At 47.0% G+C, this 23,600-nt stretch carries 19 protein-coding genes and 1 pseudogene; 3 read left to right on the top strand and 17 right to left on the bottom strand.

Annotation, left to right across the window (positions count from 1 at the left end; all coding sequences use genetic code 11):
* Positions 1-72: 72 nt before the first annotated feature.
* Positions 73-1,326, top strand: a complete 1,254-nt coding sequence (locus HZS85_RS07825; protein ID WP_214854837.1) for a dicarboxylate/amino acid:cation symporter — start codon at positions 73-75, stop codon at positions 1,324-1,326.
* Between the two features lie 67 nt (positions 1,327-1,393).
* On the opposite strand, the gene pulA is transcribed toward HZS85_RS07825, so the two are convergent.
* From pulA to HZS85_RS07760, 13 genes and pseudogenes are all read right to left on the bottom strand, one after another.
* Complete coding sequence (gene pulA, locus HZS85_RS07820; RefSeq protein ID WP_214854833.1) at positions 1,394-4,306, bottom strand: type I pullulanase; 2,913 nt, start codon at positions 4,304-4,306, stop codon at positions 1,394-1,396.
* A 226-nt stretch (positions 4,307-4,532) separates the two neighbouring features.
* The gene (locus tag HZS85_RS07815; protein ID WP_214854831.1) at positions 4,533-5,459 is read right to left on the bottom strand and encodes an LCP family protein; all 927 of its coding nucleotides are present in this window, start codon (positions 5,457-5,459) and stop codon (positions 4,533-4,535) included.
* Between the two features lie 13 nt (positions 5,460-5,472).
* Positions 5,473-6,648 (bottom strand): DHHW family protein, encoded by a 1,176-nt coding sequence (locus HZS85_RS07810; protein WP_214854829.1) that lies wholly within the window; start codon positions 6,646-6,648, stop codon positions 5,473-5,475.
* Positions 6,649-6,663: 15 nt separating this feature from the next.
* Positions 6,664-8,052 carry an MBOAT family O-acyltransferase gene (locus HZS85_RS07805; protein ID WP_214854826.1) on the bottom strand — a complete coding sequence of 463 codons (1,389 nt, stop codon included), beginning with the start codon at positions 8,050-8,052 and terminating at the stop codon, positions 6,664-6,666.
* Positions 8,042-8,527 (bottom strand): hypothetical protein, encoded by a 486-nt coding sequence (locus HZS85_RS07800; RefSeq protein ID WP_050678364.1) that lies wholly within the window; start codon positions 8,525-8,527, stop codon positions 8,042-8,044. Before HZS85_RS07800 ends, HZS85_RS07805 begins: the two co-directional genes overlap by 11 nt.
* Entirely contained in the window at positions 8,524-9,624 is a 1,101-nt protein-coding gene (wecB, locus tag HZS85_RS07795) for a non-hydrolyzing UDP-N-acetylglucosamine 2-epimerase (RefSeq protein ID WP_050678363.1), read from the bottom strand. Before wecB ends, HZS85_RS07800 begins: the two co-directional genes overlap by 4 nt.
* Before the next feature lie 112 nt (positions 9,625-9,736).
* Positions 9,737-10,477: pseudogene (gene tagH / locus HZS85_RS07790) on the bottom strand (teichoic acids export ABC transporter ATP-binding subunit TagH); the annotation flags it as partial.
* An 11-nt stretch (positions 10,478-10,488) separates the two neighbouring features.
* A complete protein-coding gene (locus HZS85_RS07785) occupies positions 10,489-11,289 on the bottom strand; it encodes an ABC transporter permease (protein ID WP_214854822.1) in 801 nt (266 codons plus the stop codon).
* Complete coding sequence (locus tag HZS85_RS07780; RefSeq protein ID WP_214804385.1) at positions 11,286-12,578, bottom strand: nucleotide sugar dehydrogenase; 1,293 nt, start codon at positions 12,576-12,578, stop codon at positions 11,286-11,288. The genes HZS85_RS07785 and HZS85_RS07780 overlap by 4 nt, the downstream gene beginning before the upstream one ends.
* 278 nt (positions 12,579-12,856) lie before the next feature.
* Positions 12,857-14,110, bottom strand: a complete 1,254-nt coding sequence (locus tag HZS85_RS07775) for a glycosyltransferase (protein ID WP_214854820.1) — start codon at positions 14,108-14,110, stop codon at positions 12,857-12,859.
* The gene (locus HZS85_RS07770; RefSeq protein WP_251137897.1) at positions 14,107-15,423 is read right to left on the bottom strand and encodes a glycosyltransferase family 4 protein; all 1,317 of its coding nucleotides are present in this window, start codon (positions 15,421-15,423) and stop codon (positions 14,107-14,109) included. The genes HZS85_RS07775 and HZS85_RS07770 overlap by 4 nt, the downstream gene beginning before the upstream one ends.
* Positions 15,318-16,322 (bottom strand): class I SAM-dependent methyltransferase, encoded by a 1,005-nt coding sequence (locus tag HZS85_RS07765; protein ID WP_251137896.1) that lies wholly within the window; start codon positions 16,320-16,322, stop codon positions 15,318-15,320. Before HZS85_RS07765 ends, HZS85_RS07770 begins: the two co-directional genes overlap by 106 nt.
* Complete coding sequence (locus tag HZS85_RS07760) at positions 16,319-18,943, bottom strand: glycosyltransferase (RefSeq protein ID WP_214854818.1); 2,625 nt, start codon at positions 18,941-18,943, stop codon at positions 16,319-16,321. The genes HZS85_RS07765 and HZS85_RS07760 overlap by 4 nt, the downstream gene beginning before the upstream one ends.
* Positions 18,944-19,230: 287 nt before the next feature.
* On the opposite strand from HZS85_RS07760, the gene HZS85_RS07755 reads away from it, so the two are divergent.
* Entirely contained in the window at positions 19,231-19,395 is a 165-nt protein-coding gene (locus HZS85_RS07755; protein ID WP_214854816.1) for a hypothetical protein, read from the top strand.
* A 58-nt stretch (positions 19,396-19,453) separates the two neighbouring features.
* Here the strand turns inward: HZS85_RS07755 and HZS85_RS07750 are convergent, their stop codons facing one another.
* Entirely contained in the window at positions 19,454-20,449 is a 996-nt protein-coding gene (locus HZS85_RS07750; RefSeq protein ID WP_214854814.1) for an NADP-dependent oxidoreductase, read from the bottom strand.
* Positions 20,450-20,636: 187 nt separating this feature from the next.
* On the opposite strand from HZS85_RS07750, the gene HZS85_RS07745 reads away from it, so the two are divergent.
* Positions 20,637-21,695 (top strand): PTS sugar transporter subunit IIC, encoded by a 1,059-nt coding sequence (locus tag HZS85_RS07745; protein ID WP_056060085.1) that lies wholly within the window; start codon positions 20,637-20,639, stop codon positions 21,693-21,695.
* A gap of 86 nt (positions 21,696-21,781) precedes the next feature.
* On the opposite strand, the gene HZS85_RS07740 is transcribed toward HZS85_RS07745, so the two are convergent.
* The 3 genes from HZS85_RS07740 to HZS85_RS07730 all read right to left on the bottom strand — a co-directional run bounded on the left by HZS85_RS07740 (position 21,782) and on the right by HZS85_RS07730 (position 23,560).
* Positions 21,782-22,414 (bottom strand): HAD family hydrolase, encoded by a 633-nt coding sequence (locus tag HZS85_RS07740; RefSeq protein ID WP_214854812.1) that lies wholly within the window; start codon positions 22,412-22,414, stop codon positions 21,782-21,784.
* A gap of 13 nt (positions 22,415-22,427) precedes the next feature.
* On the bottom strand, positions 22,428-22,991 hold the full coding sequence (locus HZS85_RS07735; protein WP_214854810.1) for a DedA family protein: 564 nt from the start codon (positions 22,989-22,991) through the stop codon (positions 22,428-22,430).
* A 134-nt stretch (positions 22,992-23,125) separates the two neighbouring features.
* Positions 23,126-23,560 carry a YkvA family protein gene (locus HZS85_RS07730; protein WP_029341012.1) on the bottom strand — a complete coding sequence of 145 codons (435 nt, stop codon included), beginning with the start codon at positions 23,558-23,560 and terminating at the stop codon, positions 23,126-23,128.
* Positions 23,561-23,600 lie beyond the last annotated feature (40 nt).

Raw genomic sequence — 23,600 nt, 5'->3', positions numbered from 1 at the left:
ATGTTTTGTCAAAAAGGGTGATGATGTGTCAAAATATAGGCAATTATCAAACAAAGGAGTGTGACATCACGTATGAAAGAAGCAAAACGCATCATCTGGGGCTTGATTCTCGGCGTAGTTCTCGGAATCATTCTGGCTAGCATACCGGATAAGTCGATCTATGAAGGATTGAATAAATATGCTTTACAACCAATCGGAACAATCTTCCTGAACTTGATTAAGATGCTCGTCGTACCGATTGTCTTCTTCTCAATCGCCCTTGGTGTCATGGGACTCGGTAATCCAAAAGAACTGGGTCGTGTCGGTGGAAAAGCGATCATTTACTTCATGACGACGACAGCTGTCGCGATCGTCATCGCTCTCGGTTTATCATTATTGATTAAACCGGGTACATTCGGTAACTTCGAGACGCAAGGTCTTGAATATGATAACGGAAATCTACCAGATACGAGCATAATCAACACAATCGTCGGTATGTTCCCGACGAACCCGATCACGTCGATGGCAGAAGGCAACATGTTACAAATCATCGTCTTCAGTGTCTTTATCGGTTTCGGGATCACATTTCTCGGTAAAAAGGTCTCGACGTTACGGACTTTCATTGAACAGGGTAACGATTTAATGACATATTTGATCACACTCGTCATGAAGATGGCGCCGCTCGGAGCGTTCGCCTTGATTGCATCGGCAGTCGGTTCACAAGGCTTTGATTCCTTAAAAGCGATGGGACTTTATATGGGTGTCGTCATTTTATCTTTGATCGTTCATTCTGTATTGACATATGGTTCGACTGTCTCACTTCTTGGGAAGATGAATCCGTTCTTCTTCTTTAGAAAATTCGCACCTGTCATGTTGTTTGCTTTCTCGACGTCTTCGTCGAACGCAACACTTCCTGTCGCTATGCAAACGGCTCAAAAAGAGCTGAAGGTTCCACGCTCCGTCTCTAGTTTCGTTCAGCCACTCGGTGCGACGATCAATATGGATGGGACGGCAATCATGCAAGGAGTTGCGACTGTTTTCATCGCGCAAGTCTATGCGGTTGATTTAACACCTGGGCAACTTGCGACGGTCGTTCTGACAGCTGTTCTCGCATCGGTCGGAACAGCTGGTGTTCCGGGTGTCGGTCTCGTCATGCTAACGATGGTTCTTCAGTCGGTCAATTTACCCGTCGAAGGGATCGCTTTGATCATCGGTGTCGATCGTCTTCTGGATATGATGCGTACAGCCGTCAATATCACGGGTGACGCAGCATGTGCCGTCATCGTCTCGAAATCAGAAGAAGATAACCTCAAAGAAGGTAAGGAAACTGATGAACGCTATGCGTAATCGTATGTCTCTTACTCCGACAAAGGACGTTCCGCAAACTGCGGAACGTCCTTTGTCGTTTGTTTGATTATTTTGCTAAGACGAACGAGCTGAGTCCCTCAACACGAACCGTACCTGAAACAGTGCGGATCGTTTTTGTTCCTGCTTGTTTACCATCTACGAGAAGCTTCCATTTCCCTTTCGGTAGCTTCATGTCAACTACCGTTCGATTTGCATTGTGAATGACATATAAATCGTTCTTCTGTTGTGGCGCGTCGTCATCTAGTCGATACGCAATGACTTGTGCCGGTGCTGCTTCAAACGTCAAGTAACGACGGATATCTTTCGCTGTTGCTAAGTGAAGTGCAGGGTTCTTCTTGCGCAATGCAATTAATCCGGTCATATAATCGACGTCTTGTTGACGATCCATCTTCCGTTTCCAATCGAGCTGGTTGACAGAATCCGGTGATTTATATGAGTTATGGTTGCCGCCCTTCGTCCGCATGAAGTCCTGTCCTGCATGGATGAACGTCGTTCCTTGTGACGTCAACAAGATGCTTGAAGCCAAACGATGCATCTTTGTCTTCGTTGCGTCATTGTCTTGCGGATTCGTCAGGTTCAACTTATCCCAGAGCGTATGGTTGTCATGTGCTTCAACGTACGTGATGGCTTGATCTGGTTCTTGCGTAAATCCTTGAATCTCTTTGTCATAAGCAATTTCTCCGACGATTCCGCGTTTGATGCGCGTTTCAAGACCCGTTGTTCCGTTAATGAAACCAGCATCTGAATCGATGAAGACGCTACCTTTAAGCGCATCGCGCAGGTTGTCGTTGAAATGTCCGATTCCTGGCATTTGTTTTGTATTCGTTTGGTTTGCCTTATCCATCTCCGGAAGCGGTGTTCCAAGGCTCCACCCTTCTCCGAATACAAGAATCGACGGATCAATTCGTTTTGTCGCCTGTTTGACAGCATTCATCGTCTTGACGTCGTGAATGCCCATCAAGTCAAAGCGGAATCCGTCCCAGTGGTATTCTTTCGCCCAATATGAGACAGAGTCAACGATCAATTTGTGCATCATTTGACGCTCAGATGCTGTATCGTTTCCGACACCAGTTCCATTCGCTAAATCGCCGCCTTCTGTATAACGGTAGTAATAACCAGGGACGATTTTATCAAGGTTTGATGCCTTTGCGTCAAACATGTGGTTGTAAACGACGTCCATGACAGCACGAAGTCCATTGTCATGTAGTCCTTGAATCATCTGCTTCATTTCTGTGATTCGGACTTTTGGATCATAGGGGTTTGTCGCATACGATCCTTCTGGTGCATTGTAGTTCTTCGGATCATAACCCCAGTTGTATGATTTAAGCGGATTCGTCTCATCGACGGACGCTGTGTTGAAATCATAAACAGGAATGAACTGGACATGCGTGATACCAAGTTCCTTCAGATGATCTAGTCCTGTCTTCGTTTTTGTTTTCTTACCATTCTTCGTCAAGCGAGTACCTGGTTCGATGACACCAAGATATTTTCCTTTTTGTTTGATACCTGAATCGTAACCCGAGTTCGTCACATCAAACATCGATAGATCACGGACATGTGATTCATAAATGATCGCGTCTGTTGCGTGACGAAGTGGCATTTTCCCATTCGTCCAACGTTTTGGATCCGTCTCGCGTAAGTCGACGACGACACCTTGGTCTCCATTGACAGCGACTGCTGTCGCATATGGATCCACCGCACGCGTCGATTCTTTTGCGTGCTTGACTTCATACGTGTAACCGACACCGTCAAGGTCACCCTTGACCGTCACTTGATAGACACCACGTTCCGTTCGTTTCATCTTGATTTCACGCGTGATATCCTCTGTCGTAGCAGCTTGTTGTTTCGGTAAGCGATATAGTTCAAGTTCAACGGCTTGCGCTGTCGGTGCCCAGACTTTAAACGTCGTCTTCGATTTTTGATAGTCGACACCGAGTTTTCCATCGTAGGCATACTTTTGGTCGAATGCTTTCGAACGGAGCACTTTACCTGCTTCAAGAATTGCTTCTCCAAAAACAGGATGAGATGCTCGGACGACTTTTGCTAAATCGATATCTGAAGTGACTTCGACTTTCGCCGTCTTGGCATCGATTGCTGACACGACTGGATTCGTCACGCCTTCAAACGTAAATGCCTTTAAGTCTTCTGCCGTCATCGGTGTATTCGTTTTAAGCGTCATCGTCCGGAAGTCATCAGCCAAAAAGCTCGTGATTTTTGGCGTGCGATCAATTTCCGGTTTACTGTAGTACACTGTCTGGTCCCCTTCGATCAACCAGATGTCCTTCGCCCCTGCATAAAAGAAACGATCGGCTCCGTCTTTTTCCGACCAGCCCTCAAGATGAGGAATGACGCCTGCAAGACGTGCTTTCGTTGGGTTATCAAGCGTTACTTTGGCAATGGCACCAAACTCATCTTGCTGATCGAACTCGAAACGCTTGCCATCTTGCGCTTCCGGCCAAGACCAGACGCCGTATTTATCATAATCATTGTCATACCGATAATAGTGGATGTTCGTGTCGATTTTTTCGACGTCTGCTCCATTAGTCGGATTGACCGTCGAGATGTCCTTGCTTCCCGATTCGATCCAGATTTCAGCAACTCCGTTTTTAATCATGTCTTTCGTGATGAAGCGGTCGTTCTCAGATCCTCCATCCTTGTTCCAGTTATCATCTCGGACGATAAAGCCGACTTTTTCCGGCTGATCGACTGGAAATTCATAAGTTGCCACTTTGCCGTAAGTATCCTCACCGTTAAAAGCGTGGGCTTTATTCGGAAAATAATCCGGACCGTTCGCCCATAACCACAAGTTCCAATCCTTCGTGGCGTTCGGGTCTTCTTTGTAATGAATGATGACCAATGTAGACTTTCCTTTTTCCAATGCTTGACCGGATAAAGACAGTCCACTAAATATTAGTGCAAACGTTAGCGCAACGATACAAACGGATCTTATGCGTTTCATGCGATAGCCATCTCCTTTTGGTATGTAATCGTTTTCATTTTGCATCCGTTTACAAGTCCTGTCAAAGCCTATTTCATCGATTTGATCGAAAATAAGACTTTTGAACCAAGCACTTTTTTCAAAAAGAATGATGCGTTACTTAAGAGAAAGATAGGAAAAAGCGCCTCCACAATCATTTGCTAGAGACGCTCAACCTTGTTTATTTGATGGTAATACTAATTATGACTTATGATCGTGCGAGAAGTTTAGCGATCGTCTGCTTCGTCTGTTCCATTGATTCGTCCGATGCAAAGAAATACCAGACACCATCACTTGCGATATATCCTTCTCCCTCGATTTTCAGCGGCTTCAATTGTTCGAACCCCCGCTGATTTTCCTGCGCTAGTTGCGCTGCGACATCGAGTCCAATATTCGTCGTAAAGTTGTTTTTCATGACGTCCGTAATCTTTTCGAGTTGCGTCAATAACTGCGGTCCAGCAAGCTTCATTCCGACGGCTTCTAGCACTTGACGCTGACGAATTTGTCGTCCCATATCGCCGAGTGGATCTTGCTTTCGCATACGTGCGTAACCACTCGCTTCAAGACCCGTCAGATGAATTTTCCCTTTCTCATACTCCTTTTGAAGACGACGGTCGTTCCAACTGAAGGCAGATGGATTGTCGACCGTGACACCCCCAACAGCATCGACCAACTCAATCAATCCATCCATGTTGATTTTCGCATAATAAGGAATATCGGTCTCAAACGTCTGCTCCACCGTCTCGACTGTCTCTTTCACCCCCCCATAGGCATAGGTATGATTGATTTTAGTCTTTTCGCCAGACGGCACGGTTACCTGCATATCTCTTGGAATGGACAGGGAAGTCGCTTGTCTTGTTTTTGGATTGAATGAAAGAAGCATGATGGCATCGGCACGTCCCTTATCGTTTTTCCGTTCATCCACGCCCAGTAACAAGACATTGACCGGCTTCATCGATTCGAGTGGCTTCGGCCGCTCTCCATCTAACGGTGTTAAAAACGCGTCTGCCGTTTGCTTCACTTTAAAAAAAGCTAAACCAGCTGATGTACTAGCAATCAGAACGAACCCTAGTAGGAGCGCACTCAATACGCGCCAAACAAGGCGTGGTTTTCTTTTCGCCATTCGGGATCTCATGTCATGAACTCCTTCATAGTGTGTTTTCATACGTCTTCATCAATCCAGCAATGTTCGAGTTATGCAGGAACAGCACGGAGTCGACTTGTTTTTGTTTAGCGAACTGCGACACATCGAATGATTTTGGGACGTAACGAACGTCGACGACTTCGAGATTGGCACTTTTAGCAAGGAACGGTAAGACTGGATTCGCGAATGAATCCTTTAAGACGAGAATCGTTGGTCGATCATTCTTCGTCTGCTCCTTCATCGACATGATGCCATGATTCCCGCGCAAGAATACTTCATATCGATCGACGTAATCTCCCTCTTGCTGAACGAAGGATTCATCAATGACTGGGCGATCGCATGCACCGTCGTAACAGACATTGATTCCTTTGAAAAATGCTGGTTCATAATAGGCTAACTGATCACCAGACGTCGCATACGCAAGCGTCGTCTTTCGCGCTAATGAACCATAATAGGCATGCTCACCTTCTTTACGATTTGATTTTGATGGCATGACTGGTCGTAACTCCATCCCCTTCGTAATCGTCTGATATGCCGATGCTGCCCCGTCGATATTCCAGTGATGGTCCGTCTTGAAGTAGTCCGTTAGTTTTAATTGATCAAGTGACAAATTCGTCATCCCGGCAGCCTTGAAGTCCCGAATCATTCCTGCGTATCGTGTCCGCGCATTCGAAGCAACATACGATGGGATCAACTGATCGCGTTCAGCAATGACCGTCTTCGATGGAGCTAGTGCCATATAGACGGGTCGATCGACTTCTTGCACGAATTGCTGAAACGCGTTTGGAATCTGGACTTGAGTCGAGGCACTCGGTTCGATCATATAGCCATTTTTAGCTGTATAGATTCCATTACGAAAAGGCTGTCTGAAGACATCCTTCGATAGTAGCGCCTGCATCTCAACGAACGTCCCTCGCAAAAGCAGTTGGTCCGTGAAATACGTCTCCATCTTCAGCATGTCTTTTCCAGTCGCGATTCCTTCGATCGTCGGATCGACCGATTGTGCGAGTGTACGATTTTCTAACTGGGAACGCACACGATCCTCTCGAACGAGCGTTCCGACACCAATCGTTAACAAAATGAGTAAAAAACTAATCGTCGTCACCCACATCATGATCCGTTCAAAAGAAGTCGTCCGTTGTTGTCCCTGCTTATTTTCTGTTTCAAGTGGCTGTGCCATCAGTAGACCTCCTTTTTAGAAGCGGAAATAGATGAATGGGTTAAACGTACTTGCAACAAGTGCTGATGTCGCCAAAAATAGTAGCAACATCGCATATCCATACTGCATCGTCGTACCAATTCTTCCGAGTGACACAACTAATCGCTCTCCGATGATTTTCGGAATCGGTGTCGCTGCGATACACGCGACAAGCAGTAGAACACCATTTTGGACAAGCTGGTAGCTCGCGCGTTCATCCCAGATCACATCTGGTACGAACATCGCTTGAATGTACGTAATGGCTTCCGGGAACGTCTCGGAACGGAAGAATACCCAACCGACCAACACAAGTACGAGTGTCCAAACGGTCGAGAAGACTGGCATTTTCTCCAACCATTTCCCGAGAAATGCTTTCTCAAGCATGATCCAGATTCCGTAATACGCTCCCCACGCGACGAACGTCCAACTAGCACCATGCCAAAGACCTGTCAGCATCCAGACAATTGCTAAGTTGCGATACTGTAACCACGGTGAGACACGATTTCCACCAAGCGGGATGTAGACATAATCCCGGAACCACGATCCAAGTGAAATATGCCAACGACGCCAAAATTCAGAAACGGACTTTGAAATGTAGGGATAGTTGAAATTCTCAAGAAAGTGAAATCCGAACATCAAAGCAAGTCCAATCGCCATGTCGCTGTATCCAGAAAAATCAAAATAGATTTGTAAGGCGTAGGCAATGATGCCGATCCAAGCAAGCCCCATCGAGAGATCTTTCATATTGAAGATGGCATCCGCGACTTGACCACATCCATTGGCAAGAATCAGTTTTTTAGCTAAACCAATCGTAAAACGCCGAACTCCTCGGGCAAAATCGGAAACTGTCTCTTCTCGTGACTCGATTTGGCTCGCAATCGTGTTGTAGCGAACGATCGGACCCGCGACGAGTTGAGGGAAGAACGCGATATAAAGGGCGAGGTCAAGCGGATTCTTTTGCACCGCTTCCTTCCCTTTGTAGATGTCGATGACATAACTCATCGCATGAAACGTATAGAACGAGATACCGAGTGGCAAGACGACTTCTGGTACGAACCATCCTAATCCGAATGTCTCGTTGACTGAACGAACAAAAAATCCGCTGTACTTGAACCAGCCGAGTAACCCCAGATTGACTGCAATCATACTGAACATGATCCACTTGACGCCGATTCGGTATCGATACAGATCGACAAACAAGGCGAAGAAGTAGTTGATCGTGACGCTCAGTAGCATCAGCAATGCAAAACGCGGTTCTCCGAATGCATAAAAGAATAGACTCGTCACTAATAACCAGCCATTTCGGAAGCTGCGTGGGAGTAGGTAATAGACGATCAATACAGTCGGTAAGAACAGAAATAAGAATATCGTCGAACTAAATAACATACGTCGCTTCCTCCCCTGCCGTGACATGTTGCACAATCTGAATGTCCCGGAGATGGACTCGGAAGCTCCCCTCTTGCAAGAACTTCCATGCCACCTTGAAATACTTCGCTCCTGGTACTCGTTTCATCTGTACATGAACGACTGTCTCATTCGTCAATGTGACGGTCTCCGTTTCCGATCCCATTCGTTTTTTCTGTCCATATTGCATCTTGAATAACTGAACGACACATGGTGCATCGACTTCGAAATGACAGGTCACCTCGATGATGTCTCCTGTAATCGTGGCGTCTGACCGGTATAACTTTGAAGGCGGATGTTGAAATCCTTGATCAAACAACTGAATGTACAATTTGTCATCTGCCGTCGCTTCTTGAAAATCAAAATAGATACCATCTGTAGCATCCTCAAGCAAGATTTTTTCCTGCGTTCCGAATGGAAAGAACTGATAAATCGCTGGAGGAATACGTTGACTCATACAGGTACCTCACTCATGATGGCATCGACGATTCGCTCTGCTGCCTGTCCATCGCCATAAGGATTCGCGGCTTGCGCCATCGATTGATAGAACACCTGATCCGTCAACAATTGATGACTCATCGTATAAATCATCTCTGGGTTCGTCCCGACGAGCTTCAACGTTCCAGCTTCGACCCCCTCTGGACGTTCTGTCGTCTCCCGTAAGACAAGAACAGGCACGCCGAGCGAAGGTGCTTCCTCTTGAATCCCACCTGAGTCAGTCAGAATGAAGGATGCCCGAGCCGCAAGATTATGGAAGTCAAATACATCAAGTGGTTCGATCAATTGAATCCGCGGATGATGCTCCAAGCGAGCTGCCGCCTCTAGTACGACCGGATTCGGATGAACCGGATAGACGATTTCGATTTCTGGATGTTCATTCGCTAGTCGCTCGATTGCATCAAAAATCGTTGCCAGTTGTAAATGATTCTCACGGCGATGAACCGTCAAAAGAACGAGTTTTCGTCCCGACTTCTCTAGGCGCGATAGGACAGGATGTGTATATGTCGGTGATACAGTCGTCTTCAACGCATCGATGACCGTATTACCGGTTACGATGATTGGCGTCTGCTTGTTCTCAGCACGTAAGTTCATTGCTGCCTGTTCAGTCGGTGCAAAATGATAATCCGCCAACACACCTGTCAATTGACGATTCATCTCTTCTGGGAACGGCGCATACTTTTCATATGTCCTTAATCCTGCTTCCACATGACCGACTGGAATCTGTTGATAGAACGCCGCTAAAGAAGCAGCGAACGTCGTCGTCGTATCCCCATGGACAAGGACGAGATCCGGCTGTTCCTTTTCGAGGACGCGACGCATCGCGTTTAAAATACGCGCCGTCATTTCCTCTAACGTCTGACGCGGACGCATCAAATCCAAGTCATGGTCCGGAGTGATCTCGAACAGTTCAAGGACCTGATCGAGCATCTCTCGGTGCTGTGCTGTAACAACGACGATTGGTTCGACGTCCTGACGATTTTCAAGTGCTTTAACGACCGGCGCCATTTTGATCGCCTCTGGTCGTGTTCCGAATACAAGCATGACACGTTTCATTTACTTCATCCCCTATCTCATTTCATGACGATTGTTCAATCGTCTCGCCCATCATTTGCTGATCCACGGAACCGATCCGTTCCGTTCGTTTCTTAGCTACGTAATGGGAGGCTTGCTTTTTTGATAACTGTTTGTACCAATATAGATATTTATTGTATTCAGCCAACGTTTCGTTCGTCGGACCAAATAGACGTACTTCCCCGTATTCCAACCAAAGGATTTTTGTACAGAAACTCTTTACCTGGCTGAGCGAATGACTGACGAAAAAAATCGTTTTCCCTTGATCGCGGAATTCACGCATCTTATCGAGGCACTTTTCAGTAAACGTTTGGTCTCCGACTGAGAGTGCTTCGTCGATGATCAAGATATCTGGATTAATATGAATCGAGATTGCAAAACCAATCCGAGCGCGCATGCCGCTCGAGTAAGTCTTGACTGGCTGATCGATGAACTCCCCGATGTCAGCGAACTCTAAAATTTCTGGAGTAATCGTCTCGATTTGTCGTTTCGTCAAGCCCATCATCAGCCCTTTTAATTCAATGTTATCTCGCCCCGTCAGTTGACTATTCAATCCACTAGAGATGGCAATCAATGCTGACTTTCCACCCAATGTGACCCGACCGTACGTCGGTGGTGTCACGTTAGCAAGCAGATGCGATAGTGTCGATTTCCCACTTCCGTTGATGCCAACGATACCGACGATTTCTCCCTCTTCCACAGAAAAGGAGACGTTCTTCAGAGCATAGAACGATTTTCCATTCACCTTACCGAACAACACTTCTTTTAGCTTGTCGATCGGTCGGGCATAGAGCATGTACCGTTTCGATACATTCTCAAACACGACATGACCCATCGTTCTCCCTCCTATACGTAATCGATGAAATAGCGTCGGAATCGAATGTGAATCGATGCTCCAACAAGTAAGATTGCAAGCGTCATACACCAGAAGTACAAGCCATACCACATATGATCGAGCAGATAGCCCGTTCCGATGAGTGCTGAACGATACCCCTCAATCAAATAAACGAGTGGGTTTAGCATCAACAACATCTTAAATAACGAGTGATCTGGCGGAATCCACATGATTGGCGTTAAATACATCAGCATGCGGATCGCAGATGTCACCATGTTTTGCACATCTCGAATCATCGTCGCAAGTGCGGATAACAATAAGGAAACCGCATAGAGGAATACGACGCCCGCCGGTACGATATATAGGAGTTCAAACGTATGCCATCCCGGGAAGTAACCGAAGGCACACCCTAAAATGATCGTCAAAGCAATCATCGCGAGATGACGGTAGAATTGTGCCAAAATGACATACGCTGGAATCGTACTTAGTGGAAAATGCATCTTCGAGACGAGAGCGACCCGACCATAAATCGACCGGGAACCACTTGGAATCGTACTACCGATGAAGAACCAAGCAATCAATCCGCTGACGAGCCAAAAGACGAACGGAATTCCATCGACTGGATGACCACCACGAATCCCGAAGCCGAATACGACCCAGTAGACACCGATTTGGAGAAGTGGCGTCATGATCTCCCAAAACCAACCAAGGTATTGCATGCTATATTGACTCTTTGTTTCATAAAGCGAGAGCCGAAAGATCAGATATAGATGATCCTTCAACTCTCCCCCAATCGTTCGTATCGCGTTCATATCGCTTTCGCATCCACTTCCGTCACGCGGTGCGTATGCAAATTACCGAAGTTCAGGACTTTGACAGCGTCGAGCGCTTTGACGATCCCTTTCGTATCAAAGAGTAACGGTGTCCGCATGTAGTTTGCGAGACGACGTGAATCGAATTGTTTGAATTCATCGTGGTCGACTAAGACAAGCGCTAGGTCGGCGCCTTGAATCGCCTCCAACTCATCGACGAGTTCGAAACGTGTCGAAATCGAGCGTTCGACGTGCGGATCACAGACAGCGACGTCAAGTCCACGGTCGAGTAATTGTTCAATGACTTCGACAGCTGGACTCTCGCGCATGTCGTCGACGTTTCCTTTATACGTGACACCAAAGACGGCGATTTTTGGACGGACACGCGAACCGACGAGACGAGCTGCTTGTTCGGCAACGAATTGTGGCATCTGAACGTTCGTTTGTCGTGCCGTATGAATGATGCGAGCAAGCGATGGGGCTTTTGCGACGATGAAGTACGGATCCACTGCGAGACAGTGACCACCCACTCCCGGTCCCGGATGATGCAAGTTTACCCGTGGATGCATGTTCGCCATCTCGATCACATCTAAGACGTTGATCTCTAGTTGATGACATACTTGCGTTAATTCATTTGCGAGCGCAATGTTGACATCGCGGAATGTATTCTCCATCAACTTCGACATTTCGGCTGTTTTTGCATCGGTCCGGACGATTTCACCTTGAACGAATGTTTCATAGACGGCAGCCCCTGCCTCCGCACACGCTGGCGTCAATCCACCGACGATTCGGTTATTATGGATAAGTTCATGTAAAATTTGTCCTGGCAACACACGCTCTGGGCAATGGACGACATAAATGTCCTCACCAATCGTAAATCCAGCTGCTTCGATTAAGGGACGGACATGATCATCCATCGTACGTGGCGCAATCGTCGATTCGACGATGACGACATTTCCTTTTTCAAGGAATGGCAGCATGTTGTTGACCGCTGAAATGACATATTTCAAATCACATGATTTATACGTATCGTTCAAGTTCGGCGTTGGAACGGCGATTAAGAAAACATCGGCCCGTTCTGGCGTAAGTGTCGCTCGGAATTTTCCGTTCGCGACGACCCGTTTGATGACATCCTCGAGTCCTGGTTCCTCAATATGAATCGTTCCCGTATTCAGAAGATTGACGATCTGTGGATCGATGTCGACACCTACGACTTCCGTGCCATGATCCGCGAACATCGCAGAAGAAGGTAATCCAATATATCCTAGTCCGATTGTGCAAAGTTTCATTTTGTCATTCCTCCATCGAGTTAGTCATACTAGCCAACGAACGGTCTGTGGCTTGGCTGTAACTAGACCATAACGACATTTCCTTTGCTTTCCAATGCTTCTAACCATCTCTTAAACCATTCTTCACAGACCTTACATTTCCAGCGTTTTCTATTGTTTTTGTAAATCTTATGAAGCTTTCACGAATACTTCGTTGCCATTCATATCAAACGAAACGACCCGTCAAGAATCCACCTTCATTCCACGTGGATTTCCCTTCGAGTCGTTGACTATTTTTTTTATTTTGTCCCAGATTCCATGAAAATCGAGTCATAGACAGCAAGCAGTCGACCTTTTTCTTGCTCCCAGTTGTATTGTCTCCTTGCTACGCTTGCCCGCTCCTGCATCGCCCGTCGCAAGCTCTCATCCTTCACTAGACGATTGACCGCCTCGGCGATACTCTGCGGGGATTCGACATCGACGATTAATCCAACTCCTTCTGTATCGACGACACGACGAATTTCTGGTAAGTCGGCCGCGATGACAGGAATCAACGCCGCCATGTATTCGAATAGTTTATTTGAAGAAGCGGAATAATGATTGAAGCAAACGTTCTGGAGGACCTGAAAGCCGACCGTTGCCGCTGCCGTGTAACTGGGTAGTTCAGCAAGCGGAACCTTATCAATGAAGCGGATACGAGACTTTTCCGATGATTGCGTGGCCAGTTGCATCAGTTTCCCTTTTAACTTTCCATCTCCAACGAAAATAAGTGTTCCTCGATCGATGAACGGCATCGCTTCGATGAGTCGCTCTAGTCCACGTCCTTCTTGGATGCCACCTTGATACAATAAAATCGGCTCATCTGGTGCAAGTGCTAATTCTTCGCGTAACGGTCGCGGTTGCGGAATAATCGGTTCGTAAAACGGATAATTGTGCAGGACGGATGGTCGCGTTCCATATAACTTCTGATGGTAATCTGCACGCGTGTCATTTTCAACGATCGTCTGATTGACGAAGTGAAGCAACCAGCGCTCTAATTTCCCTTGCATGCTCCCGTATCCTGTCCGATCGGTCTGGACTTCATGCGAGTCATAGACGATTTGGGCACCACGCGCTGCCCCAATCGCTTGTGGTAACGTATTGACATCGTTCGCATGCATGACGTCATAATCATGCTTTCGGGCAGCACGTGTCATACGAAGAATGCCGAAACTGTTATAGAGGGCGTAACGGATGAATCGACTTCGCATGAGCAAAAAGAGCACGAGCATCACGGGAATAAGCCATGGCGCAAGAAGCGCACCCATCACGCCGATGACAAGTGTCCGTTTTTTCCGTTTACGAAAGAACGGGAGCCACCTCGCAAAAGGTGGCGTCCGATCGATTCGAATGACGCGAAACCCTGACATCGGGCATTCGACTTCTGGAAGTGTGCCGTCATTTAGACAGTATAGGTCCACGCGGTGTCCTGCTTCGACGAGTGCTGTACATTCACGCAAGACACGAGCGTCATTCGTAAACGGATTCCAAACAAACATTCCAATTCGCTTCATTCTGCGACCGCCTTTCGTGACTGCGTTTGTTCGATAGCTTCAAACAAGCGCTGTTCATTTTGTTCCCAATCAAAATGATGTTGGACGTATGCCACACCTGCACGCCCCATCGCTGCACGTTTCTCTGGATTTCGTGATAACTCGAGAATATGATCGACGATCTCCTCTTTTTTTCGCTGGACAGACACGTAACCCGCTCCTGCCTCTTCGATGACATGCGCCGCGTGTCCGGATACCGCTCCGACGATGGCACACCCCATCGCCATGTAGTCGATGATTTTTCCAGGTGTCACCGTATCGAACGCTGTACTTTCGACGAGTGTCGCAAAGGCAATATCACTCTTCGCAAGTTGTTTCAACGCATCCCAGCGTGGCATCGCGTCAAGAAATTCGATGTTCGTCAACCCACGTTCCTTAACGAGTCGTTCGAACGTTTGCTTGTGATAACCGTAACCGACGACTTGAAAACAGATATCTTCCTCTTGTTGAAGTTCCTGTGCGACGTCAAGCAACAAGAACACATCTTGTGCGAGACCGATATTTCCTGTATACACGACGCGGACTTGTGCCGATACTTTTCGGCGTTTGATCAACCACTCATTTTCCTCGATAGAGTTCGGGATATAATGAATTTTTTCCGGTGCAATGCCCCGCCCTTCAATATATGATCGAAACCCCTCACTGTTGATGACCAATTGATCTGCCTGACGATACATCCACTTTTCAAGCCAGTAGAGCGGCGTCAATAAGAGACGCGAATTCGTGATGCCGACGCCAATCAATGATTCCGGCCATAAATCACGTACATCGAGAATCAAAGGAGCCTTTTTGACGTGTTTCGCGACGACCCCGACGAGTCCCATGAAGATGGATGGCGTCGTCGCATAGATGTAGGCATAGGATTTCGGGTCATGTCGCACTTCTTTCACCGCGAGCACGAATTGTTCCACGAACAAGCGAAGACGCCGCCATAAATTATTCGTCGCCCGGACGTCACGCGGTTGGATACGGGTTACATGTGCCGTATCGAGGCTCGGTTCATCCCAGAACATCGAGTCCGTATAGAGTTCTGCCGTCGGATAGAGCGGTTCTGACGTCAACACATGGACGTCACTTCCTGCTTGTTCCATCCGCTTGAAGATATTCTTCATTCGGTTTGCCGCACTCCCGATTTCCGGATAGAAATTTTGACAAATCATCAAGACGTTCATCGACGACTCCGGCGCTGCTTGAGTTGACGTCGGAACTTCCAGTAGCGGACGACGATTTTTCCGAGCTTTGATCGTGCGAGTGAGCGGTATTTTGATTTCCATGATGCATTCGCCTCCAGCAATTCCAGATTTGACACCAATGACGCTTCGAATCGATCAAGCAGTACGGCATATTGTTCTTCGAGCATCTTATATTGTTCACGCTGTTCCTGTAGTTGCTGTTCATGACGTAGTGATTCCGCTTGTGCCTGCTCGAATAAATCTGTTTGTTCCCCTAACCGCTGAACTTTTCGTTCTAGAGTCTGTTGCTTGCGCTTTAAGTCAATGATCGTTGCGAGATGCAATCGTTCCACCTCTTCAAAGGCGTCCTCGAGCCATTCGACTTCCGCCGGTAGAATAGATCGACCGGATCGAGGTTCCGGATAGACTTGAATCGTGATCCCAAGCCACTTGTCAATCCGCTCGATCGTCTCGATCTTACCGAAGGGTGTCAACTGTTCAAGCAGTCGGTTTAAATAATACGTCCTTTTGTGATCCGCATAATCGTTCACTCCAAATGGGACTGTGATGACGAGTCGTCCTTCTGGTGCGATGAACGAGACGGCACGGGCGATAAAGCGCTCTGGCTCCCCGATATGTTCCAGTACTTCCGTCATCAAGACTGTATCGAATTGAATGTCAGGTGTGTACGTCATGACATTTGCTTCATGTAATTCCACTTTTTCTTTTACGGATGCCGGTTCTTCAAGTAACGCTTGTTTGGCCTCGATGATCGCTTCTGGTAACACATCGATCCCGATGACATGTTTCCCTTCGCGTCCGAGCAAAATCGGGACGACTCCACCCGAACAACCAATATCTAAAATGTGCTCTCCTTTTGCTTGTCGAACGATCCAGTGAACACGCGCGCGGACTTTTTTACCGAATCCACCGCCTAACTGATCGTAGTAGGCAGCTCGGATTTGATCCTTGGGGCGTACTGTTTTCATCGATGCCGTCATTTTTGCACCTCCTCGAGTAGTAAGTGTTGAAGTCGATCCGTCTCCTGTCGATCTGCAAGCTCCATGAATCGACGAATCAACGGGTTCGTCAACGTGATTGGTTCATAGAATCCGATAATCGTGCGTAGTAATGCGACACTCGGTGCAAAGTCCTTATCACTGCAGTAGCGTAACTTGACAAGATACCAATGCTCAAAGAAATGCTCGAATCGAGTTTCCTTGTATTCCTCTAGCACTCCATAACGAGCGAATTTCTCAGCTCGTGCCCGCTCTCGGACGACACTTCGTTCAAAGAACTTCACCGTCAATGCATTCACGGTTGACCCTGCAACGGCTGCGTAATAATAATGGATGACTCGATTGACGAGTAAGACACGGTTCGCGCGAAGCATCAATTCTTGGAAGAACAAGGAGTCCTGACCGACCGCACCGACGACTTGTTCCAATTGATGTTCAAGCAGGAAGGTACGACGGACGACGAGTGCTTGAATGCTTTGTACCGCAAACCGATGTTTCAATAGAAAAGCTTTCGGATCCTCACAAACCGTTCGTCCTTGTTTACGAATCGTTGGCAAGGCGATGATGCTCGTCTTCTCGGCAAGCTTTTTCATATGCCCTGCCACAAAATCAAGTGATGGATCTTTTTCTAGTTCTTGAAGCAAAAAGGCATATCGATCACTGAGTACCTCGTTATCCGGATCAAGGAACGTCACATAGTTAGCTCGTGCCATCTCGACTCCTTTGTTACGCGGACGTGAAGCACTACCGCTTCCGCCTGTCTCGAAGAAATAAGTTCTGACATTTCCATAGCGTCGCGCGAGACGCTCTACGGCTTGACGTGTCGCTATGTCCGTCGATCCATCATCTACGAGTAAAATCTCCGACTCCATGAATCGATCCATCCGCGTTAGACTGGCGAAACATTTATACGTGAGGTGTTTCCCATTGTTATAGATCGGAACGACGACCGACAGTTGCGGGGGCTGATTTGTCGGAACTACCGTCTGCTCGTTCCACTCAAATTGATCGAGCAACAGTGTTTTTCCGTTCAGTTCATCTGCCTGGAACATGTCATATCCGATAGCTGATCGCCAAACAATCGCACCGTTTCGGCTACCGCTCATCTCTTGTACATGATACGGATGCTCGCTTCCCTTTCGGACAATGCTGGCATCGCTATATTTAAAGCCATTCACGAGGTCCTCTAAATAATATTCGCCGTAAGATTCCTGTCCATCCATCCAAGCAACGAAATCCGCTTGATCATAGGTTTGCTCCGTCAACGTATCCGCTGAGACGATTTCATCTGGTGTGAGACTTTGGCGATCGATTGCGTTACGGATGGCTTCCCCGTCTTGAGCGACAACGACTAATAAGCGATGTTCCCGTGTCTCAGGTACTCGTCCAATGAACGCTAGAATCTGATCCATCCGTTCGAAGACTGTATGTTCCGTCATGACGGCACGAAGTCCTTCTGCTCGCAATCGTTCGATTTCTTCTTGCGACGTACGTTCTAAGATCGCCGTCGCCTCCTGTGCGTCATGCACGGTGAAGATGTTCGGAAATTCGTTGTTGACGGCGATACTGTAATTCGACAGGATCAAATTCCCGAGTGCTTGCGACTCATAGACGCGACGAGCACACATCGTTTTACTGTACTTGATGCTATTCAGGTTCAAGACCCAGTCGTAACATTTACTAACTTGTTGTAAAGCATCATAAGGAATCGCTGGTGCGACCCGTGATTGATAGCGCTCCGGAAACTGATAGGCTGGTAAGTCGAGATGATAATTCCGATCCACGATATCGAGTTCGTGCGAGGATTGCATCACCCCATCAAACAACATCTCCGTATCTTTCACGCGCTCCGGATATTTCGCCATCCAGCTACCGGCAAATAAAACGCCTTTCTTACGGCTACGTGTCGCTCCGATTGGATTGTGAATCAATGGATTGATACCAAACGGCATCGCCATAATCCGATCATGACCACATAAGACGCGATATTCAGGAATCATCGCCTCATCTGAAGTCAGGACATAATCGGCAGCTTGCGCCACGTCTTGAAACCGTTCATGATTGCTCGGATCTTCCGTTGATTGAAAAACGACTGGAATTCCTTTGGCTTTGACTTCCTGCATCATCGAAAGCAGTCGTTGGCGTTTCTTTGAATTCGGTGTGGCGACACCTTTCCAATCATCCCCTCGTAACCCCTTCCATGAAGAGACGACTAAAAAGAGATCAATCTCGCGCTCGAAAACTTCTTCGAATGTATGCGCATTGACGTAGTGGAGATGAACGGCATCTTCATAATAGGCGTACATGAATTCCGAGCAGACGATCGCCATCTCGATTGGTCGCTTTTCATAGTAACGCGTCGTCGTCCGGACCGGAATCTCCGAGACATCCAATTGATCTAGTAGTGAAGCTTGGCTATTTTGTCGGTAACGTGTCGTCGTGTTATTAGAAGTTCGAACCGTCGGTAGTCGCAAGACGTCTAGCTGACGGAGTTTTTCGAGTGCATCTTTACTTGCGGTCGTCTCGCTTGTCAGCCGTTTTTTCTCTTCGCGGACCCAGTTCAGTTGTTGCATGATTTGTCGTTTCCATTTTTGATCACTCACACGTAAACACCCTTCCTCTTTTCAACTCTTTCTTAGTCTACGGAAGCAGTTCAAAGGCTACTTGAAGGACTTGCAAGGTTTTTGTAAAGACTTCATGAAGCTTTTTTGGATTTTCCTTACATTCCATTTCAGTCAACCTGTATTTCCTAGGAAATCGACCGGTTTCGCTTTCTTGTCCGTGGAAGTCATTCACATGTTTTCAAAAACGAATCCTATGCACCCTCATTGTTTTGGATTTAAAAAACGGGGAAACATTACTATGTACTGATAAAAGGAGATGACTGGACATGTTAAACGAAAAAAATCATGATTTACCAGATGAAAAGGCAGACGTTGGTCTTCACCCGGACCCTGATCCAGCTGAGACATCAAATCCCGGCATCAAGCCTGCGGAAACACAACATCCGGATCCTGATCCTGAAGAGCTCAAGCGCGATCGAAAAGATTCATGAATCTCACGCCATAGAAAAAGAGGTTGCGGAAATGATTCCGCAACCTCTTTTGGCATGTTTACTTCACTTTTACTAGTAGTTTCCCTGTGTTCGAGCCATCGAACAAGCCAAGGAACGCATCTGGTACACGATCGAACCCTTCAAAGATCGTCTCTTCATATCGTAATTTCCCTTCACTGACCCATTGACCGAGTTGCTCAGCCGCTTCCTTGAATCGTTTGCCATAATCCCCCACTAAGAAACCTTGCATACGCGCACGCGCAATGATTAATTTCGATTGAACACGTGGACCGATGTCCTGTTGTGCGTTATACCCAGAAATAGCGCCGCAGACTGGTACCCGCGCGAATGGATTGAGTCGATCCAGGACCGCATCGCCGATCTCTCCACCGACATTTTCAAAATAAACATCGATGCCGTCTGGACACGTCCGGTCTAAAGCTTCCCGGATGTCTTCCGTTTTGTAGTTGATGACTTCGTCAAAACCAAGATCTACTTTTAAGTGCTGTAACTTTTCGTCACTTCCTGCAATCCCAACTACTCGTGCACCTTTGATTTTAGCGATCTGACCAACGATCGATCCAACAGCCCCTGCTGCTGCCGATACGACAACAGTTTCTCCTGGCTGTGGATTCCCGATATCAAGCAACCCGAAATACGCCGTCATCCCTGTCATTCCGAGAACACCGAGCGCTGTTGAGATTGGAGCGATCTGCTCATCGATTTTACGGACATTTTTCGCATCGACGACTGCTTTCGTTGCCCAATCGAGCATCCCCACGACGACATCACCTGACTTGAACGCCTCACTTTTAGACTCGATGACACGCGCTACGACACCCCCGTGAATCGGTTCATCAATCTCAAACGGTTGCGAATAAGAACGCGTATCGTTCATACGTCCCCGCATATATGGATCGACTGAGATATAGAGTGACTCCAGTGCGACTTGCCCTTCTCGTAAATCTGCTAACTCAAATGATTCATAACGGAATGTTTCCCCTGTTGGTTTTCCGTTTGGTCGTTCCGCTAATACGATACGTTGTTCTGACATGATTCATGACCTCCTCATTCAATGTACTTCTTCACTGTAACAATTCCGTTTCTGAAAGACGAATCCTTTGATCGTTTGGAATTTTCTAACTTTTTCTTGACGTCCTTCTGTTCTTACCGTAAGATAAAACACAATTCATAACTTTTATACTGTTATGCACAAAAGCGTTACATAAGGAGAGGATTTTATGGATTCATCTATTTTGCGTCAGCCACGTCAATTTGCAGTGCATGTTTTAAACGGTCTCAGTATTGGAATTCTCGTTGCCCTTATTCCAGGAGCCTTACTCGGTGAACTCGCTAAGGCATTATTACCATACGTTTCTGGTGCCCAACACGTTTTGGACGCAACGACACTCGCGATGCGACTTTTACCAATGGTGATTGGTGTCGCCGTAGCGATGCAATTTAAAGTGACACCGATTGCCACCACGTCGATTGGACTCGCGACGGTCGTCGGCTCAGGTGTTGCGACCCGTGCGGATGCGACATTCGTTTTCGTCGGTACAGGTGATGTCATCAATGCTGGTTTGACGGCAGCTATTGCAACAGCAATCGTCTTATTGATTGGTGAACGCTTCAAAACATATACGGTGCTTGTCATGCCAACGATTTTGATTGTCGGTGCCGGTGGAATTGGTGTTCTGACGTATCCGTTCGTCACACGGATTACGACAGCAATTGGACATGTCATCTCAGACTTCACGGCACTTCAACCCGTCTTGATGGGCATTTTAATTGCGGTCGCCTTTTCCGTTCTCATCGTCTCTCCGCTTTCGACGGTCGGCATTGCAACCGCGATCAGTTTATCGGGTGTTGCTGCCGGAGCTGCCAATCTAGGTGTCTGTGCTGCTGGTTTTGGTCTTGCGATTGCCGGTTGGCAAGCGAATTCACGCGGAACGTCGATTGCTCATTTTCTCGGTTCTCCTAAAATTCAGATGGCGAACTTCATTCGTAATCCATTGATGATTCTACCTGTCATGTGTAGTGCCGCTATCCTTGGTGCATTAGCTGGAATGCTCGGTGTTCAAGGTACACCGTTTAGTGCCGGATTTGGAATGTCTGGTTTAATCGGTCCAATCAATGCGCTACACCTGATGTCAGGAGGATGGACGCTCTTCAATATGACATTCGTGCTTGGTCTTTTTATCGTCTTACCCATTATTCTCTGTTTATTGTTCCATCTACTCTTCCGGAAGTTCCGTCCATGGATGAGCGCAGAACCATACCGACTCGATTTCGAGTAAGTGCATCTTGCTTGATATTTTAACCACAAAAAAGCCAAGCCGACCGTCTGAAAAAATCGACGTGTCTAGCTTGGCTTTTTACTTCTTTATTTTTCAATCACTGTTAACAAATCAAGCGGTGTCTCGATGACATGATCTGCCGAATTCCACTCGGATGGCGTACCAAAACCATATTGACATAAGACGACCGGCATATGTTCCTTACGAGCCGCTTCGACATCAGAAGACCGATCTCCAATCATCCAGTAAGATCCTTCTCCAAACTCATCGCGGTGAGCGCGTAAGATATCCGATTTTTCTTTTCCATTGACGGATTCCAAGCATTTCGGACTTGTGAAGAACGAGCGGATTTCCTGACTATCAAGCACAAGGTTTAGATAGTGGTTGCCGCAATTACTCGCAGTTGAAATGGTATGTCCCGCAGACACTAGCGCTTCTAATAAAGATCGAATTCCGTCGAACAAGACGTTCTGTTCTGCCATCGTCGCTTCTAAATGACCATGTCTCTTTTTACGAATCAACCGAATATCCTCTTCTGAAGCTTCCGGAATCGCTTTTCGCCAAAAGGCGCTTCCTGCAAGACCGTAGCTTGCCTGAACGCTTTCTTGCGAAGGTTTTGGAAGATGCGGCATGTCCTCCATCGCTCGATGGATTGCTTCTGTCATCTGTTCCGTTGAATCGATCAATGTACCGTCAATATCGAATAAGATAATTGCCATGTTCCCACTCCTTTTAGATCTCTTTTTTTGCTTTTCTCTTTTTTTGAATCAAGTAGCCAACCGTAATCAACACGCCTAAACCAATCCAAACTATCGGATGATTGAGATGGTGCAATTTTCGCCATTCATGACCAACGGCTTTCCCGCCCCAAATGAAGATCGCTGACCAGAGGAAAAAGGAAATCGTCGTCACGACGGTAAACGTCCAGCGTGAAACACCAGTTAGACCGGCACCAATCGCAAATCCGATACGCCACATTGGAGAAAGAAGAAGAATATAGCGTCCCTTCGTCTCCATTTGCGTCTGAAACTGGAGCATTTTTGTTTCCGAAATCCGAAACCATTTGAACAAACGATTCAATAACCGTTCACTCCCGAACTGACCAATCGTAAAGAAGAGGTTCTGACTAATGACGAAGCTCACTACAGCGAGGAACAACATGAATATAAGATTCGCCTGTGCCGTATGCACGAGATATCCGGCATACGCGAGCGGTACTTCGCTCGGTATGAATGGAAACATGAGCGTCATCATGATCCCGATATAACCGTATGATTCCATCCAGTGGTGTCCCATCTTCGCCCTCCCTCTCTCTTTACCAGCTATTTCTAGTGTATCGAACTTTCAAGAGGGCGTACAGGAAACGGCTCTTTTTACATCAGAAAGAGCGACTTCTCATAGTGAAGTCGCTCGGATCATTATCTATTTGATTAATACGCATCCTCACTTTGTACTGGTTGCGTACGGCGCTTTTGTTGTTCATCTTGCCAGTCACTGAAACGTGTCAATTCTTCAAAGACTGTTTTCGTGACGAAAAGGATGACCGCGATATCGTCTGCGAAACCAAATCCGAGTACGAAATCAGGTACGAGGTCAATCGGTGACACGAGGTAAATCAACGCTCCGATTACTTTTAAGATCGTCGTACGACGAATGTTGCGATATTCACCTGACTGGTACGCGCGAATCATATCGACGAACAACGTCAACGGTGAGAAGACGACGGACAAACGAGAGTTCCCGTTTACCTTTGCAGTTGCTCGTTGTAACAGCGAATTCGTCTTTTTCGGGCGATCAATATAATCTTTTGCATCTTCGGCATATTGATTTTGTTGTTTTTCTAATTGTTGATTCGAGAATTTCATTCCTATTTTCCCCCATTCTAAAGTAACTTCGACGCTTTTC

Source organism: Exiguobacterium sp. s130, assembly GCF_018619055.1.
In the GTDB taxonomy this organism is placed as follows: domain Bacteria; phylum Bacillota; class Bacilli; order Exiguobacteriales; family Exiguobacteriaceae; genus Exiguobacterium_A.
The sequence above is the reverse complement of the archived record's forward strand: the minus strand, read 5'-3'. Positions and strand labels throughout refer to the sequence as shown.

What these genes read in the sequence shown, in the direction of transcription:
- HZS85_RS07825 (WP_214854837.1), top strand. Translation starts at nt 73, where the DNA reads ATGAAAGAAGCAAAACGCATCATCTGGGGCTTGATTCTCGGCGTAGTT.
- pulA (WP_214854833.1), bottom strand. Translation starts at nt 4,306, where the DNA reads ATGAAACGCATAAGATCCGTTTGTATCGTTGCGCTAACGTTTGCACTA.
- HZS85_RS07815 (WP_214854831.1), bottom strand. Translation starts at nt 5,459, where the DNA reads ATGAGATCCCGAATGGCGAAAAGAAAACCACGCCTTGTTTGGCGCGTA.
- HZS85_RS07810 (WP_214854829.1), bottom strand. Translation starts at nt 6,648, where the DNA reads ATGGCACAGCCACTTGAAACAGAAAATAAGCAGGGACAACAACGGACG.
- HZS85_RS07805 (WP_214854826.1), bottom strand. Translation starts at nt 8,052, where the DNA reads ATGTTATTTAGTTCGACGATATTCTTATTTCTGTTCTTACCGACTGTA.
- HZS85_RS07800 (WP_050678364.1), bottom strand. Translation starts at nt 8,527, where the DNA reads ATGAGTCAACGTATTCCTCCAGCGATTTATCAGTTCTTTCCATTCGGA.
- wecB (WP_050678363.1), bottom strand. Translation starts at nt 9,624, where the DNA reads ATGAAACGTGTCATGCTTGTATTCGGAACACGACCAGAGGCGATCAAA.
- HZS85_RS07785 (WP_214854822.1), bottom strand. Translation starts at nt 11,289, where the DNA reads ATGAACGCGATACGAACGATTGGGGGAGAGTTGAAGGATCATCTATAT.
- HZS85_RS07780 (WP_214804385.1), bottom strand. Translation starts at nt 12,578, where the DNA reads ATGAAACTTTGCACAATCGGACTAGGATATATTGGATTACCTTCTTCT.
- HZS85_RS07775 (WP_214854820.1), bottom strand. Translation starts at nt 14,110, where the DNA reads ATGAAGCGAATTGGAATGTTTGTTTGGAATCCGTTTACGAATGACGCT.
- HZS85_RS07770 (WP_251137897.1), bottom strand. Translation starts at nt 15,423, where the DNA reads ATGGAAATCAAAATACCGCTCACTCGCACGATCAAAGCTCGGAAAAAT.
- HZS85_RS07765 (WP_251137896.1), bottom strand. Translation starts at nt 16,322, where the DNA reads ATGACGGCATCGATGAAAACAGTACGCCCCAAGGATCAAATCCGAGCT.
- HZS85_RS07755 (WP_214854816.1), top strand. Translation starts at nt 19,231, where the DNA reads ATGTTAAACGAAAAAAATCATGATTTACCAGATGAAAAGGCAGACGTT.
- HZS85_RS07750 (WP_214854814.1), bottom strand. Translation starts at nt 20,449, where the DNA reads ATGTCAGAACAACGTATCGTATTAGCGGAACGACCAAACGGAAAACCA.
- HZS85_RS07745 (WP_056060085.1), top strand. Translation starts at nt 20,637, where the DNA reads ATGGATTCATCTATTTTGCGTCAGCCACGTCAATTTGCAGTGCATGTT.
- HZS85_RS07740 (WP_214854812.1), bottom strand. Translation starts at nt 22,414, where the DNA reads ATGGCAATTATCTTATTCGATATTGACGGTACATTGATCGATTCAACG.
- HZS85_RS07735 (WP_214854810.1), bottom strand. Translation starts at nt 22,991, where the DNA reads ATGGGACACCACTGGATGGAATCATACGGTTATATCGGGATCATGATG.
- HZS85_RS07730 (WP_029341012.1), bottom strand. Translation starts at nt 23,560, where the DNA reads ATGAAATTCTCGAATCAACAATTAGAAAAACAACAAAATCAATATGCC.